This window comes from Paenibacillus sp. 2KB_22, from assembly GCF_052115745.1.
Taxonomy (GTDB): Bacteria; Bacillota; Bacilli; order Paenibacillales; family Paenibacillaceae; genus Paenibacillus.
In genome coordinates this window covers 1-15643 of record NZ_JBFRHG010000013.1, presented here as the reverse complement: position 1 = coordinate 15643, position 15643 = coordinate 1, and the positions used below count along the sequence as shown (strand labels likewise).

Below are 15643 nucleotides of genomic sequence, written 5' to 3'. Positions count from 1 at the left end.
CATGGATGAGGTGTATGATGAACATTTCAACGATTATTGGACTAGTTTTTGGGCTGGTCTCCCTTGTACTCGGTATGTTCCTGAAGGGTGCGCCCTTAATCAACCTGGTTAACAATCCGGCAGCCTACGTTATTATCTTTGTTGGTACGGCAGGAACCATCTTTATTGCATTTCCGATGTCAGAAGTTAAGAAAATCCCTAAGCTTTTCGGGATTATTTTCAAAAATCAAGTACTTATTGATCGAGTGTCTCTGATCGGCACGTTTATGGATTGGGCTTCCACTACCCGTCGTGAAGGTTTGCTTGCACTGGAATCAAAAGTAGAAGAGATTGACGATCAGTTCCTTCGTGGCGGTATGCGTATGATTATCGACGGCAACGATCAGGAATTTGTAAGTGATGTACTAATGGAAGATATTCATGCTACAGAGGAGCGCCACCGCGGCGGTGCCTTGATCTTCGCCCAGGCGGGGATGTACGCGCCAACGCTCGGGGTTCTCGGGGCCGTTGTAGGTCTCATCGCAGCACTTGCCGATCTCAGTGACATGGAGAAACTCTCCCATGCGATTGCGGCAGCATTTATCGCAACACTCCTTGGTATATTTAGTGGTTACGTGTTATGGCACCCGATGTCTAACAAGCTGAAGCGGATGTCCAAGCAAGAAATGGAGATCAAGCTGATGATGGTTGAAGGATTGTTATCCATACAATCTGGTGTATCCACCATTGCCATCAACCAAAAGTTATCCGTATTCCTGACACCTTCCGAACGCAAACAACTGGAAGAGAAGGAGGGATCATCAGGTGAAAAAGGCTAAAAAGCACGAACCACATGAAGAACATATAGACGAGAGCTGGTTGCTTCCCTATTCTGACTTGATGACCTTGTTGCTTGCCCTGTTTATCACGTTGTTCTCCATGAGTTCACTCGATGCGGCCAAGTTCGAGCAGATGGCTTCCGCACTAAGCAGTGCATTGAATGGAGGCTCCGGTATTCTGGATCATACGTCCATGAATCCGGATACGCCAGGTGTTGACTTGGGTAAGAACAAACAGGAACCTACAGAAATCACCAAAAAAACACCAGCTCAGATTACGGATGCACAGATGGCTCAAAAAGAACAGGAAGATCTGGAGAAGCTCAAGAAACGGCTTGACCAGTATATCTCGAAGAACGGCCTTTCGGACCAGCTGAACACTAAGTTGAATCAGTCTGAATTGAAGATCACCATCAGTGATAACGCCCTGTTCTCCTCAGGCCGAGCAGATGTGAAGCCTGAATCACGGTCTCTGGCCAAAGCCATTTCAAGCATGCTGCAAGAGTTCCCTGAATACGAAGTGGTTGTATCCGGTCATACCGATAATATTCCCATTTCGAACAACCAATATAAGGATAACTGGGATCTGAGTGCAGACCGTGCGCTCAACTTCCTGAAAATCCTGTTGCTGAACACGCAATTGGACCCTTCCAAATTCACACCAAGTGGTTATGGAGAGTATCACCCGGTTGCCAGCAATGACACCAATACCGGACGGGCACAGAATCGCCGTGTAGAGGTATCTATCATTCGGAAGTATCAAAGTAACAATACCAATGTAAAAGCCGTAGGCGAAGGAAATTAAAAGCCAATAGGCCGCCAATGACAAAAAAGACCGTTCTCCATCTAACGATAGAGAGCGGTCTTTTGATTTTATATTTTCTTCACCATAACCATTTCTACTATTGAGTCAAAAAAAGTCGAATCGACTATTCCAGTGAATAGTCCAACAGTCCGCCCAGCTCCGCTTTTTCAGCAGACGTAAGCTCTCTCCAAGAACCTGTTGCCATTTCTCCAAGATGGATGTTCATGATCCGAATTCGCTTCAGCTTACGAACCTCGTAGCCAAAGGCACTACACATCCGCCGAATTTGACGGTTCTTTCCTTCGGTCAAGATAATACGGAATACACGATCCGTCATCCGGGTCACTGTACAAGGCAGTGTCATTTCACCCAAAATCTTAACTCCGGTACTCATGCCTCTAAGGAAACTCGGCGTTACCGTTCGATCAACAGTGACGATATACTCTTTCTCATGGCGTCCTTCTGCTCTAAGAATCCGGTTAACGATATCTCCGTCATTGGTCATCAAGATCAAACCTTCCGAGTCCTTATCCAGACGTCCAATTGGAAAGATACGTTCATCGTGTCCTACAAAATCAACAATATTCCCCTGAATATGCTGCTCGGTTGTACTTGTGATTCCAATCGGTTTATTCAGCGCAATATATACATGTTTTCTCTTTTCATTGATCGGTTTGCCATTAATTCGTACATCGTCGCCTTCTTCTGCCTGACTGCCCAGTTCAGCCTTAACTCCATTAATGGTTACCAGCCCACGATCCACCAACTTGTCGGCTTCACGCCGGGAGCAATAACCTGTTTCACTAATAAATTTATTAATACGCAAAAGGTAATCTCACCTCATCTATTTCTCTTCATCTGTAATTGGTTCATCCGTTACCTGATCTACCTCAATAACCTCCGGTTGTTGCTCGGATGCAGGCAGTTCAATGATAACCGTTGTCCCCTTGTTCATGACGCTTTTAATATCCATCATGCCCTTATGTGATTGAATAATTCGCTGACTGACCATCAGACCAAGCCCTGTCCCGGACTCCTTATTCGTAAAGAAAGGCTCCCCAAGCTTGGGCATCATCTCTTCCGGGATACCAATGCCTTCATCCCTGATCTCAATTCTGACGCGTTTCGACTGCTCGTCATGCTTGAGCTTGATGTGAATGCTTCCTCCATTTGGCATGGCCTCCATACCGTTTTTCAGCAAATTGATGAATACCTGCTTCAACTGGTTCTCTTCACAGTGTACCATAGCCGAATCGGATGAGGCACGCAGTACAAATTCTACACCATGCAGATGCGCCTGACTATCCAGTAACGAGATGACATCGCCGAGAATAAAACGAATATCCCGATTCTGAAAATGAACCGCCTGCGGTTTGGCCAAGATCAGGAATTCACCAACAATAAGGTTGATGCGATCCAGCTCCGATAACATCAGATCCAGATGACGATGATTCAGCTTGTTGCTCTCTTGCTGTAACTGCAGGAATCCGCGCAGCGTGGTCAGTGGATTACGAATCTCATGCGCCACACCTGCTGCAAGCTGACCCACGGTTGTAAGCTTCTCAGATCTTCTGAGCAGCTCTTCCATCCGATTACGGCTTGTAATATCCCTGGAGACACTTATAAGCGCAGTAATCTCTCCAGCCTCGTCTCGTACCGGAGCCGTACTGACACTGACCTCTACCCGGGTCCCGTCTTTCTTCATCCAGGTGGTTTCGTTGGACGTAATGGACATTCCCTCAACGAGTTGGGCATGCTGACGTTTCATTTCTTCTTCTGCCTCTGGCGGGATGATCTTCAGATTACGACCTTCCACCTCGCGACTTCGAAAGCCATATAATTGTTCAAATGCCCGGTTAACCCGCAGCACTTTCCCTTCAAGATCCGTAATATGAATGGCATCCGCTGTCTGATTGATAATGGACTCCAGATGCTCTTTTACCGCGCGATTTTCTTCATACATCTGTTTCAGACGACTCGTATAATGGCCCAGATTACGAATCATGGCATTAATCCGATTGGCCAGTTGGCCGAGTTCATCCTTCCTCCGTACTTTCAGACGGAAGTCAAAGTGCCCATCTGCTACATCATTCACTTTGCCCAGTATGGATTGGATCGGACGCGTAATATAGCCTGCGAGCAGATAGCTGCCAAAGATCACGATCTCCAACAAAACTAACGATATTGAGGCATGGCTCACCAGTTGCTCAGACACCATGGAAGATATCTGCTTATAGTCCATGACAATACTGATGACATACGAAGACTGATTAGGTGTGAAAATGGGAATAAAACTCTTCAGTACCTTCTGTTCGTGCGTTTCACTGACAAAAGATACATTCTGTCCTGTTCGAATGGCGCGCACCACAGCACGATGATCTTCATCTGTAGATCCATACTGGTACGTCCCGAACCGAATAGGTCTATTATTCAACTTGCTAAAATTCGAATCTCTTCCGTCATCACCCATGTTCGGGCTGCCAAAAGTCAATGGATTGATGCCTGTAATCTCCAGAATGGAGGGATTGACCTCACGGATCTTATTCAAAATCTCATCCGGACTAGAGATTTTCACATAGTCATCAACTTCCGTATTATTATAGAAGGGATTGATTATGTAGTTTCTCTTTCCATCATGGTAGTAACCCCAGATATCAATATCTGAGGGACTGGATGTCGAATACTCGAAACCATCGGACCAGAAATGTTCTAGCTTCTGCCCTTGAGGAATCGTTACCTGTTGTTTTTCAAATAATTGTTTAAACGCCTGATACCAATAGGTCATGGATTTGGTGGATAGCCCGATCTCTCTTGGATCTGAAGAGCGGCTAACCACAATATCATCATCCGTCTGTTCCATCAACGAAATATGCGAGACGCCTACCTTTTGACTCAAGCGAACAAGTTCTTCATTTGTGATATTATTAATATCCGGGTCCAATTCTTCCGCTGCCATGACAGCAGCAAGCCACAGATTGTTTCCAATCTGCCTTTTTACATAATCCGAACTGTATTGATTCTGTTCGACAGCAATTGCAATCTGCTTTGCAGTGAGTACCATCTTGGTTTCACTGTCCTGCCTCAGATTCTCTTCTGTAGTATAATAACTCAGTGCGATATTCAACACTAAAATAACGAGCACTGAGCAGGACATAATCATGGATAATTTCGTTTTAATAGACAAGTTTTTTTGTTCACCTCTCGGCTTGTACCCTCTGGCGATATATGGCAAAACCTATCTCCATCATAACGCTTGTATGTCTTTTTGAAAAGGATAATTGACCTGTGTCCAAAAGTTACCGAATGACGGAAAAGCTCGAAATTCGTTGTTTTTTGCATTTTCGAACTCTACAATGAAATTAATCACTATATTTGTCCACATACCCACAGGCTTGTGGATAGTTTGTTTATAACTATGTGAGCAACTCCATGGTTATCCACATTTCTATACACAACATGTTAACAACCCGAATACTTGTTCGCTGAATAAATGCTTTTTGGAAGGAGTTATATTGTAATGAATGACCATTCTCTCCAGCCCGACCTTTCTCAATTATCCGAGGAAGCCCAGCATGAGCATTGGATGCGAGAGGCCATTGCCGAGGCATACAAAGCCGAGGCCCTTGGGGAAGTGCCGATTGGAGCTGTAATTGTACAAAATAACCAAATTATTGGCCGAGGATACAATCTGCGTGAAACTACACTGGATTCTACCGCCCATGCAGAGATGGTGGCTATTCGTCAGGCCAGCGAGACCATCGGTGCTTGGCGTTTGTTGGATTGTTCTCTGTACGTCACACTGGAACCTTGTCCGATGTGTGCAGGCGCAATTGTACAATCCAGGGTCCCCCGCGTAATCTTTGGTACGGCTGATCCCAAGGCAGGCTGTGCAGGTACACTGATGAACTTGCTACAGGAGCCTCGATTTAACCATCGCACCGAGGTGATCCCGGATATCCTTCAGCCTGAATGCTCTACTATGCTAACTCAATTTTTCAGAAATCTGCGCCAAAAGTTAAAATAAACTAATATATAAATTGAAACTAAGCATTTACACGAGAACGTAGAGGACAGAAATGACCTGAAGAAGCAACGCGTTCGCCTTTATCCCCAGATTTCCACCTCTATAATATAGAATCGAAAAATCGGGGGATAACAGCGATCGGAAGGTTGTTCTGTCATCGGAGTGGCAAGTGTACTATTCTTTAGTTCAATTCATATAGCACTACGAACATCCCAATTGGAAAGGAAGTGTGCTGTAATGGCTCTAACACTCTATGATACAGCCAATGGCATAAGCCTTCGGTTGCTCACACCCCAGGATACACAATCCTATCTGGACCTGATTCAGATTACACGAATCCCATACCAGTCTGTAGAACCCGTGCGAGAAGATGATTTCTACACATTGGACACTCAGACTCGACGGATTGAGGATCGAGTCAAGGCAGCAGAAGAAGGTACAGGATATCAATTTGGAATCTATACCATTAAAGACGGCCTGTTGATCGGACAAGTAAGTCTTAACAATGTCGTATTAGGCGTTGCCAATTATGCTGATATGGGCTACTTTATCCATCCAGATTATCAGGGCGGCGGACGAATGACAGCAGCGGTTAAACTGGCCGTAGCCTATGGCTTCCGGGCGCTGAAGTTAAATCGGGTTCAGGCTGCGGTATTGGCGTCTAACAAGGGTTCGCAGCGCGTATTGGAGAAGAACGGATTCCAGTTTGAAGGTACAGCTCGCAAATACCTCAAGATCAACGGCAAATATCAGGATCATCAGATCTATGCTGTACTTGCTGAAGACTTGGATGAACTTGCGGATTAATTAATTTAGAAGCTCCACCACAAAGCTGTTTGTCTCCCCAGTCCAACAATATACAAATTCAATATTTAACCGCACCACCCTATTCATGTAGGAGAGAGTGCGGTTTTATTTGTATGTGTCCCCAGCCACAATTCAAAATCAAAGATCAATCATTCTGCGGATATCCCCTCTTACGCTGTCTAACATAAAAAAACCGCCTGTATCCAAGCGGAAGGAGATTATCCTTCACTTGAATCACAGACGGTTTGAACTCAGCGAGATTAGTATCCGTATGAAGCGCTCATCAGTTCTTCGAACTCTTGCATAGTAATTACGTCGTCGCCAGTAGGGATGTTGATTTTGAATGCTGCTTTTTCGTTAATCTTGGTGTACGTATTGGAACCGGTAAATGCCAGTTTCACTTCGTCTTTCGTATCTTCTGGCTTGATCAGCACATCAGCGACCATCTTCTGATATACAGGGAAGTCGTTTTTGTCTAATGCGAAATCGATGTTGAATTGGTTAATTGTCAGAACATCTTTCAATTTATCCAAGTCTTTAGCCATTTCAGCCTGATCTGCTTCAGTGATTTTCAAATCTTCTTTAGCTTTGTCGATATCAGCCTGATCCATTTGCAGCATTTCACGATATTCCTCTTTGGACAGAATATCCAATACTTTAGGCATAGCTTTTGTTACCAGTACAGTAACTGCTTCTTTAACATTGTCATTATTCACCGAGAATTGTACAACCTGCTTCGCATCTACACCTTCAGGAAGTTGTGCATCTTTGGTGTCCAGGTTTTTGAAGAATTTAGCTTGATCGTATTCGCTCAGCACTGCGTCCATGACTTCGTTGCTCAACTTTTGAGTTTTGGCTGCGTCCATAGCATCCGGGTTCCATTCTGTACCCTCTTGCTCAGCCAGCTCTTTCAGATCAAGTTCCAGGAATTTGCCAACAACGTTCTCCGGAATTGGGAAAAACGGAATATTCGGCACTTTCACATAGAGTTTCTCAGCTGTCATCACCATTGGAATGGTAAAGGTCATACCCATGTCGCCTTTAAGTTCAATACCAAGAGTCATCTCTGTCTGCATTGGCTCACTTTGGTATACACCTGTTACATTCAACTGAGCATCCTTCAACATGCTCATAAACTGAGTCATGGTCGGATCCGTTTGAGATGCATCCCCAGGTTTATAGCTCAATTCATTAATAGTGAAGTTAGAACTCATTTCATACGAAGTTAATTTGGAAGCATTGGCCGCAGCCGTCTTCAATGCCTCTTTTGGTTCCTGCTTGCTGCTACATGCTGTCAAGGCCATGGATACGGTCAACAGCAACGTAAGAAGAAGCGCCCCCATACGTTTAGTCATTTGTTTCTCTCCTCTCGTGATAACCCCAAAAAAAGTAATTCAATATCAATGATATACCATATCACCAGATACTGAAACCTAATTTGGGAAAAATGTGATCTTTCCTCTTTAAAATGGCTACAAAGACCTATGTGAGGTTTGGGAATAACCATGTGCCTGTCTTTATATATGTATGAATACGCAAAAGCCCCCTGTTAGGTAACAAGGGACTTTTGCGTAAATCTTCTTCTAAGTTAACCTTGAGGATTCAGATGATCCACATGATTTTGATTTTTCACTTTTTTGGAACCGGATAATGGTTCCTGCATGGAAGAACGTTTGGATGAATGATGATGCTGTTCGGCAGCTTGCGCTTCCGGTACAGGAATTGTTTTTGGTTTGCTCATAATGTTGCCCCCTCATCAATGTTAGGAATGGGATGGGTCCCTATCTTCCGTTTTATCATGATTTAGTGCATCTTGATGACGGTGATCATTGATATCTTGCTGAATTTGCTGAGCATGGTGACTGTTTACGGCTGGCTGCTCCAGATCACCGACTACATTTTGCAGGTTTTTGTCTACTCCCGCTTTGGCTTTAGTCAATTGAGTTCACTCCTTCAGATTTCAGGCTATTGTCTCGTCTGGGATTGTAACGACTGGGCGCATTCGTGAATGTGCCGCGTATAATCGTGGGCCAGTTCCTGAATTGGCTCGGTACGCTCATCTGTCGTTCGTCCATCCCGTTCCACATCAATCAGTTGTACACTGACTTCACGGGAATCCACATACTCACACTTGAAATCAAAAGAGTACATCTCATGACCTGCTGTCGCAATGTGTATCCGAATGGCCTGTTGATCGGCTTCATCCGCCATTACTTGAGCCTGATCGCCAACATTCAAGACTTGAGGCAAACGCTCTTGCCAAGCCCCTACAAGCTCTGTCTGATCGATGTTTAACTCGCGATTCATCTTACCACCTCCACTCCTATAAAGTGCGGCGATAAAGATGTTTTTATACATATTAGAATTACTCAAAATATAACGTTGTACTGAGCAACGTATACACCGGTCATCAACCTGTATGCTCACTACGTTAAACAAACCCACAACGCAAAAAAGGACCCGAGCGAGATCGCTCGAATCCTTGTTATAAGTGTAGTATGGCGGAGAGGGTGGGATTCGAACCCACGTGGAGTTGCCCCCTAACGGTTTTCAAGACCGCCCCGTTATGACCGCTTCGGTACCTCTCCAGGGAATTAACTTTTATAAACTTGCCACGAAAAGTATCATACCACATCTCGACATCATAATGCAACCTTTTTATATTAAAATTGATAATCCGTATGCCTCAGTGATACAAAACACTCCAATCCGCCATTCCAAAATGACGGATTGAATTTGTATTCCTTTTGATGAGGATGTTTAACTCTCGCTTAAGAGCGACGTGCAATCACACTTGCGCCGCCCATATAAGGACGCAATGCTTCAGGAATAACAACCGTACCATCTTCCTGTTGATAGTTCTCCAGGATAGCGGCTACCGTCCGTCCAACGGCCAATCCTGACCCGTTCAATGTATGCACAAATTCCGGTTTGGCTTTTGGTTCTCTGCGGAAACGGATATTGGCACGGCGTGCCTGGAAGTCCTCACAGTTAGAGCAGGAAGAAATCTCACGATATGTGTTGCTCTCAGGTAACCATACTTCGATATCATACGTTTTAGCTGAAGTGAAGCCCATATCTGCGGTACATAATGTCAGAACGCGATACGGCAATCCCAATAACTGAAGCACACGCTCCGCATTTTGAGTCATTTGCTCCAACTCTTCATACGAAGTCTCCGGAGTAGAGAGCTTGAGCAGCTCTACTTTGTTAAACTGATGCTGACGAATCAGTCCGCGTGTATCCCGCCCAGCCGAACCGGCTTCAGAACGGAAACAAGAGCTGTATGCCACAAAGTGCTTAGGCAATTGATCAACATTCAGAATCTCTTCGCGATGATAGTTCGTTACCGGAACTTCAGCAGTAGGAATCAGATAATATTCGGTATCTTTCAACTTGAACAGATCTTCTTCGAACTTGGGCAGTTGACCTGTTCCAAACAAGCTATCCCGATTAACGATGTATGGAGGCAGAATCTCTTCATATCCATGTTGATCGCTGTGCAGATCCATCATAAAGTTAATCAATGCACGTTCCAGACGGGCACCCAACCCTTTATAAAAGGTAAAACGAGATCCTGTTACTTTGGCAGCTGCTTCAAAATCCAGGATATCGAGATCCTGAGCAATTTCCCAGTGGGCTTTTGGTGCAAAAGTAAATGACTTCGGCTCTTCCCAGCGGCGAATCTCAACATTATCCTCTTCGGAAGCACCGATAGGTACACTCTCATTAGGAATGTTCGGAATCGCCATGGTGAGATCATTGATCTTCACTTCCAGTTCACGAACTTCTTCGTCCATGGCTTTGATTCGATCAGACACTTCACGCATCTCCACAATCAGATCATCCGCATTCTCACGGTTCTTCTTCAGTCTAGCAACTTCCGCAGATACCGTATTCCGACGGCTCTTCAGCGTTTCACTCTCTTGAAGCAATTCCCGACGCTTGGCATCCATCTCGGTAAATCCAGCGATAAGATCCAGCGATTTACCTCGTTTAGTCAATGCTTCTTCTACACGTGCATACTCATTCCGCAATATTTTCACATCAAGCACGATATACCCCTCCTAAATAACCCCACATAGTGAAGCCTTATGTTAAATCGAATCTCAAAACTCTACTGTGTATACCTTACTATATACTTATCGGAATCTGTAACCGCAAAAACAACCTACGTCCCCCGTGTGACCCTCAGCTGCGATTCCCGCTGTGAAGCAGATACAGGCAACATCAGGCATCCGTTCAGATGCAACTGCCAATCAGCGGCCTTAGAAGGCTACTGGGAAGTGATCCGATGACCGGGAGATCATAGGTTGTACATCATACACTATTTAAGGTCTACCGTATGTTTGTAGGACTTGGCCATGTCTACAAAATAAGCATGCAGACGATAGTCATCCGTCAACTCCGGATGATACGAGCAAGCCAGCAAATGTCCCTGACGAGCTGTAACAATCTCATCATTGTAAGTAGAGAGAACCTCTACCTGGTCTCCCACACTCTCAATCAAGGGAGCCCGGATAAACACAGCTCTCACCGTTTCCTCAATGCCTTTGACCGGCAAGTCTGTTTCGAAACTTTCTCTCTGCCGTCCAAATGCATTTCGGGATACAGTCATATCCATTAACTCCAAATGAGCCTCTTCCTGTCCTGTGATGTGCTTAGCCATAACGATTAAGCCAGCACAGGTACCAAATACCGGTTTGCCCTCAGCAGCAAAGGCTCGAATGGCATCCATAAACCCGTACTTACGCATCAGTTTGCCAATCGTTGTACTTTCCCCGCCAGGAAGGATAAGACCATCCAGATCATCCAATTGCTGAACCTGTTTGATAGCCAAACCTTCTGCTCCAGCGCGTTCAATACTCCGTATATGCTCTGTGACAGCCCCTTGAAGTGCTAATACGCCGATCTTCATTTGCACATTCCCCTTCTCATACCAGCCGCGATCTTGCATACGCTCGGAAGGTGCAAGTTTGGATATCTCTATGCCCTTCATCGGTGCTCCAAGATACTTGGACACTTCGGCCCGTAATATATATGTCGTTCATTGCCTTAGATAGAGCAGTTAACCCGCTCCACCAGGTAAAAAAACATTGGAGTTTTTTGCTTCATTATACGTGAATTCTAACTTGATATTTTACCGGAAAAATTGTAAATATACAATCCATCCAGTCGGAATAACTTGTATTTTATCAATGATATGACTTTATATCATCAAATTCATGACATACTCTTTTAGAAGAAGTAAGCTATAGGCTAAAACAGGTTTTTGATCCCGTCAAAGAGATCCACGAAGAAATCTTTTACAGCACGGAAGAACAGACGGAACCATCCGCCTTTATCGGCCTCTTCGGCTGTAATCAAGTTCACTGTTTTTTCCTGAGGCTCAATTCCATCTGCTTTATACGTGTACGTTACTGTACCAACCTTCGTACCTGCCTTGATTGGTGCTACCAGCTTGTCCGCCTCAGTTACGTTGGCTTTGAACGTCACATCCAGGTTCTGAGTACCTTTGGGTACAACGAAACTAACCGCATTATCTGTTACGACAGGAACGGTTGTTTCTTTACCTTTTTTCAAAGGTACAGCTTCCCAGCCCGTCACTTTGGTCTTGCCTGCGACAGCCTGCTTCACTTCAAAGTTGTTAAATCCAAAGTCCAACACCTTTTTAGTTTCTCTGAAACGTGCGGATTCCGAATCTGTGCCCATAACAACACTAATTAGACGCATACCGTTACGTTCCGCTGTACCTGTAAAGTTATTACCTGCGTTCGTGGTATGGCCTGTTTTCATTCCATCCAGACCTTCATAGGCATAGCTTTTGAAGTTGGTTATATTTTTATTCGCTTCCAACATCCAGTTGTAATTAATAATTGGCGCTTTATCGTTTGGACGGAACTTATAAGATTGAATGGTTGTAAAATCTTTGTAGTCCGGGTGATCCATGATGATATATCTGCACAGAATTGCAGCATCCAGTGCGGACATGACTGTTTCCTTGTCTTCGGCTGGACGGAAATCGGCAGGCATATCTGCTCGATCCAGACCTGATGAGTTGATGAAAAACGTATCCTTCATGCCCATACGCTTCGCTTCATCATTCATCATTTTCACGAAAGCCTCTTCCGAACCCGCAACATACTCAGCCAAAGCAACCGTAGCATCATTGGCAGAGCCAACAGCCATAGCAATATAGAGATCCTTAACTGTATGCTGGTCACCTTCCGCCAGGAAAATACGCGATCCGACACTTTGTGCAGCATTCTTTTTAACAGTTACAATATCGTCCCAGCCGAATTTCCCTTGTTTGACCTGTTCTGCAACGATGTACTCTGTCATCATCTTGGTCATACTGGCAGGTGGCATGGCTTTATCCGCATCGACATTGAGCAAAATCTGACCCGTTGATGCCTCCATGAGAACGGCTGACCTAACCTCAAGCCCAAGTGAGTCTACCCCAGGAACCTGTACAGCTTTCTCCGTCTTCGTTGTTGTTGCTGCTGCAGTCAGGACCTGCCCAGAGTCGTTCGCAGCAGCCATGACTGGCATTACTGCAGACATGCAAAGCATGTTAATTAGCATTACCGAGGCTACGCTCTTTTTGAGCATTTGGCGTTTCTTCTTATTCATGTGTTTGGCTTTCAATGATGAATACTCCCTTCGATCCAAAGCATTGTTAATTGCTTCAGTGCAGCTTATACTGCGATTTTCTTGTTCCCTAACCTGCGTGTTTGATGTGTGAGATGTGTGCTATATGCGCTGTATCGAACGAGCAATATTATTGCTCCTAAAGTTCGTTATCGATTGTCACTTAGTCCGCATTTTGCGAATGCTTATGTAAAAGGACGTCCGCGCTTCTGTTTAGCTGGCAGCCTTTTCTTGCACTGCATTTGCTTTTCAAAACCATATTCATAGATTCACGTCAAATAGCCGCCGCAACGCCTTAATCCATCCATGGATCGTCACCGCTTGTTCTATTCTATCACAGGGGTATCTGCAAAAAAAGACAGACCCGGTGAAAATCACCGAGCCTGTCCTGGAAATGATTAACTCTCTTCCGATTACAACGAGTAGTTAGGTGCTTCTTTTGTGATCTGTACATCATGCGGATGACTTTCACGCAGACCTGCACCTGTAATGCGAATAAAGCCAGTATCGTTCCGAAGCTGCTCCAGGTTGCTTGTACCGCAGTAACCCATACCGGAACGCAGACCACCAATCAGTTGGTGAATCGTATCGGACAATGGACCTTTGTAAGCGACACGACCTTCAATTCCTTCTGGAACCAGTTTCTTGTCATCATCTTGGAAATAGCGATCTTTACTACCTTGTTTCATTGCAGCCATTGATCCCATACCGCGATAAACTTTGTAGCTACGTCCTTGGAAAATCTCAGTTTCCCCCGGGCTTTCCGCTGTGCCGGCAAACAAGCTTCCCAGCATAACCGCGTGTGCACCTGCAGCCAGTGCCTTCGTAATTTCACCGGAATACTTAATTCCGCCGTCCGCAATAATCGGAACTCCATATTCACGTGCAACTGTTGCACAATCGTAAACTGCAGTTACTTGAGGTACACCAATACCAGCGATAACACGTGTTGTACAAATCGAACCTGGACCAATTCCCACTTTGACTACCGAAGCCCCTGCTTCGATCAGGTCACGAGTAGCTTCACCAGTAGCCACGTTACCTGCAATGATGGTCAGGGTAGGGAAACGTTCACGAAGCTGACGTACCGCTTCAATGATATTAATGTGGTGTCCGTGAGCCGAGTCTACCGTAATCAAGTCGACACCAGCTTGTACCAAAGCATCTGCACGTTCAAATGTATCTTTGGAGATACCAATCGCTGCACCAACTAACAAACGACCTTGAGCATCTTTGGCTGCATGAGGGAATTGAATGGCTTTCTCGATATCTTTAATAGTGATAAGACCTTTCAACGTGTTCGTCTCATCAACTAATGGAAGTTTCTCAATCTTGTGTTTCTGAAGGATACCTTCAGCTTCTTGCAGTGTAGTCCCTACAGGAGCGGTAACCAGATTCTCACGAGTCATGACTTCGCTAATTTTGATGCCGTAATCATGGATAAAACGCAAATCACGGTTGGTCAAAATACCAACCAGCTTCTGATCTCCTTCAATAATGGGTACGCCGGAGATCCGATATTTCGCCATAACTTCTTCTGCATCAGATACCAGATGATCTGCTGTGAGTGAGAATGGATTCGTAATTACACCACTCTCTGAACGTTTAACCCGATCTACTTCTTCTGCCTGTTGTTCAACAGACATATTTTTATGAATGATACCGATACCGCCTTCGCGTGCAATGGCAATAGCCAATGTCGCTTCAGTTACCGTATCCATTCCTGCACTAATCAAAGGAATATTTAACTTCACAGTGTCGCTTAAACGAATAGATACATCTACTTCTTTAGGCAGTGTCTCGGATTTCCGTGGCACTAGCAATACATCATCAAAGGTGAGGCCTTCCTTACCAAATTTATCTTCCCACACGCAAGTGTTCCTCCTTATGGTTGCTCAGCTTTACGGTCCAAAACCCGAAGATTCCAGGCTGTATTTTACGCCGAAAATACGTTTTCTGAAAAATTTATTATTGCCATCTTAGCAAAGCGATATTTAGACTGTCAAGGAAAAGTACTTGGTTATATTAGGTGTGTTGCCTGATGAATACAACTGTTTTTCTCGAGCGGACAAGTTGAATCAATATAACCTATAAACGTCTGCTCAAATCAGCCCAATATTTATTTTTATTGAGCCATTCAGGATATAAAGTTGCCGCTTTCAGGCTTTTTTTATACCTCAACTATTCATTTATATACAAATAAAAACCACCACCGAATAACATCGGCAGTGGTTCTTTGCTTGGCGGCGTCCTACTCTCCCAGGACCCTGCGGTCCAAGTACCATCGGCGCTAGAGGGCTTAACGGTCGTGTTCGGGATGGGTACGTGTGGAACCCCTCCGCCATCGCCACCAAACGCATAGCTAAGCTTACATTTCAGAGATCGTTCTCTGAAAACTAGATTCGAAACGAAAGTGTGCGAATTGAACTTGCAAATTGGATAAGCCCTCGACCGATTAGTACTGGTCAGCTCCATGCATTGCTGCACTTCCACCCCCAGCCTATCTACCTCGTCGTCTTCAAGGGGTCTTACATACTG

General features: G+C 44.8%; 14 protein-coding genes, 1 tRNA gene and 2 rRNA genes. 4 read left to right on the top strand and 13 right to left on the bottom strand.

The window, feature by feature from the left end:
* The first annotated feature begins 17 nt into the window (after positions 1-17).
* Together motA and motB are read left to right on the top strand one after the other, a co-directional pair.
* Positions 18-818, top strand: a complete 801-nt coding sequence (gene motA / locus AB4111_RS30415) for a flagellar motor stator protein MotA (RefSeq protein WP_017691317.1) — start codon at positions 18-20, stop codon at positions 816-818.
* Complete coding sequence (motB, locus tag AB4111_RS30410; RefSeq protein WP_442034999.1) at positions 805-1623, top strand: flagellar motor protein MotB; 819 nt, start codon at positions 805-807, stop codon at positions 1621-1623. The genes motA and motB overlap by 14 nt, the downstream gene beginning before the upstream one ends.
* Positions 1624-1747: 124 nt before the next feature.
* On the opposite strand, the gene AB4111_RS30405 is transcribed toward motB, so the two are convergent.
* Positions 1748-2449 (bottom strand): pseudouridine synthase, encoded by a 702-nt coding sequence (locus tag AB4111_RS30405; RefSeq protein WP_442034997.1) that lies wholly within the window; start codon positions 2447-2449, stop codon positions 1748-1750.
* An 18-nt stretch (positions 2450-2467) separates the two neighbouring features.
* Positions 2468-4807, bottom strand: coding sequence for an ATP-binding protein (locus AB4111_RS30400; protein ID WP_215079039.1), 2340 nt, complete (start codon positions 4805-4807; stop codon positions 2468-2470).
* Positions 4808-5140: 333 nt separating this feature from the next.
* Between AB4111_RS30400 and tadA the strand changes: the two genes are divergently transcribed.
* Both tadA and AB4111_RS30390 read left to right on the top strand, forming a co-directional pair.
* Positions 5141-5647, top strand: coding sequence for a tRNA adenosine(34) deaminase TadA (gene tadA, locus AB4111_RS30395; protein WP_442034995.1), 507 nt, complete (start codon positions 5141-5143; stop codon positions 5645-5647).
* Positions 5648-5884: 237 nt separating this feature from the next.
* Positions 5885-6454 (top strand): GNAT family N-acetyltransferase, encoded by a 570-nt coding sequence (locus AB4111_RS30390; protein ID WP_442034993.1) that lies wholly within the window; start codon positions 5885-5887, stop codon positions 6452-6454.
* A 260-nt stretch (positions 6455-6714) separates the two neighbouring features.
* Here AB4111_RS30390 and AB4111_RS30385 read toward each other — a convergent pair whose 3' ends face one another.
* From AB4111_RS30385 to AB4111_RS30335, 11 genes are all read right to left on the bottom strand, one after another.
* Complete coding sequence (locus tag AB4111_RS30385; protein WP_253428951.1) at positions 6715-7809, bottom strand: hypothetical protein; 1095 nt, start codon at positions 7807-7809, stop codon at positions 6715-6717.
* A 233-nt stretch (positions 7810-8042) separates the two neighbouring features.
* Positions 8043-8195, bottom strand: coding sequence for a small acid-soluble spore protein P (locus AB4111_RS30380; protein ID WP_253428949.1), 153 nt, complete (start codon positions 8193-8195; stop codon positions 8043-8045).
* 21 nt (positions 8196-8216) lie between these two features.
* Positions 8217-8393 (bottom strand): hypothetical protein, encoded by a 177-nt coding sequence (locus tag AB4111_RS30375; RefSeq protein WP_442034990.1) that lies wholly within the window; start codon positions 8391-8393, stop codon positions 8217-8219.
* Between the two features lie 26 nt (positions 8394-8419).
* Positions 8420-8761: a hypothetical protein gene (locus AB4111_RS30370; protein WP_253428947.1), complete on the bottom strand. Its 342-nt coding sequence runs from the start codon at positions 8759-8761 to the stop codon at positions 8420-8422.
* Positions 8762-8953: 192 nt separating this feature from the next.
* A tRNA-Ser gene (locus tag AB4111_RS30365) sits at positions 8954-9042 on the bottom strand.
* A 183-nt stretch (positions 9043-9225) separates the two neighbouring features.
* On the bottom strand, positions 9226-10509 hold the full coding sequence (gene serS / locus AB4111_RS30360; protein ID WP_169483093.1) for a serine--tRNA ligase: 1284 nt from the start codon (positions 10507-10509) through the stop codon (positions 9226-9228).
* Positions 10510-10781: 272 nt separating this feature from the next.
* Entirely contained in the window at positions 10782-11372 is a 591-nt protein-coding gene (pdxT, locus tag AB4111_RS30355; RefSeq protein ID WP_442035034.1) for a pyridoxal 5'-phosphate synthase glutaminase subunit PdxT, read from the bottom strand.
* A 341-nt stretch (positions 11373-11713) separates the two neighbouring features.
* A complete protein-coding gene (locus AB4111_RS30350; protein ID WP_442034988.1) occupies positions 11714-13102 on the bottom strand; it encodes a D-alanyl-D-alanine carboxypeptidase family protein in 1389 nt (462 codons plus the stop codon).
* Positions 13103-13518: 416 nt separating this feature from the next.
* Positions 13519-14976, bottom strand: a complete 1458-nt coding sequence (guaB, locus tag AB4111_RS30345; RefSeq protein ID WP_442034986.1) for an IMP dehydrogenase — start codon at positions 14974-14976, stop codon at positions 13519-13521.
* Positions 14977-15343: 367 nt separating this feature from the next.
* A 5S ribosomal RNA gene (gene rrf / locus AB4111_RS30340) occupies positions 15344-15460 on the bottom strand.
* An 80-nt stretch (positions 15461-15540) separates the two neighbouring features.
* A 23S ribosomal RNA gene (locus tag AB4111_RS30335) occupies positions 15541-15643 on the bottom strand; the annotation flags it as partial.

Excerpts from the sequence above, each read along its gene's own strand:
- AB4111_RS30370 (WP_253428947.1), bottom strand. The coding sequence starts at position 8,761 with ATGAATCGCGAGTTAAACATCGATCAGACAGAGCTTGTAGGGGCTTGG.
- motA (WP_017691317.1), top strand. The coding sequence starts at position 18 with ATGAACATTTCAACGATTATTGGACTAGTTTTTGGGCTGGTCTCCCTT.
- tadA (WP_442034995.1), top strand. The coding sequence starts at position 5,141 with ATGAATGACCATTCTCTCCAGCCCGACCTTTCTCAATTATCCGAGGAA.
- AB4111_RS30385 (WP_253428951.1), bottom strand. The coding sequence starts at position 7,809 with ATGACTAAACGTATGGGGGCGCTTCTTCTTACGTTGCTGTTGACCGTA.
- pdxT (WP_442035034.1), bottom strand. The coding sequence starts at position 11,372 with ATGAAGATCGGCGTATTAGCACTTCAAGGGGCTGTCACAGAGCATATA.
- AB4111_RS30380 (WP_253428949.1), bottom strand. The coding sequence starts at position 8,195 with ATGAGCAAACCAAAAACAATTCCTGTACCGGAAGCGCAAGCTGCCGAA.
- AB4111_RS30390 (WP_442034993.1), top strand. The coding sequence starts at position 5,885 with ATGGCTCTAACACTCTATGATACAGCCAATGGCATAAGCCTTCGGTTG.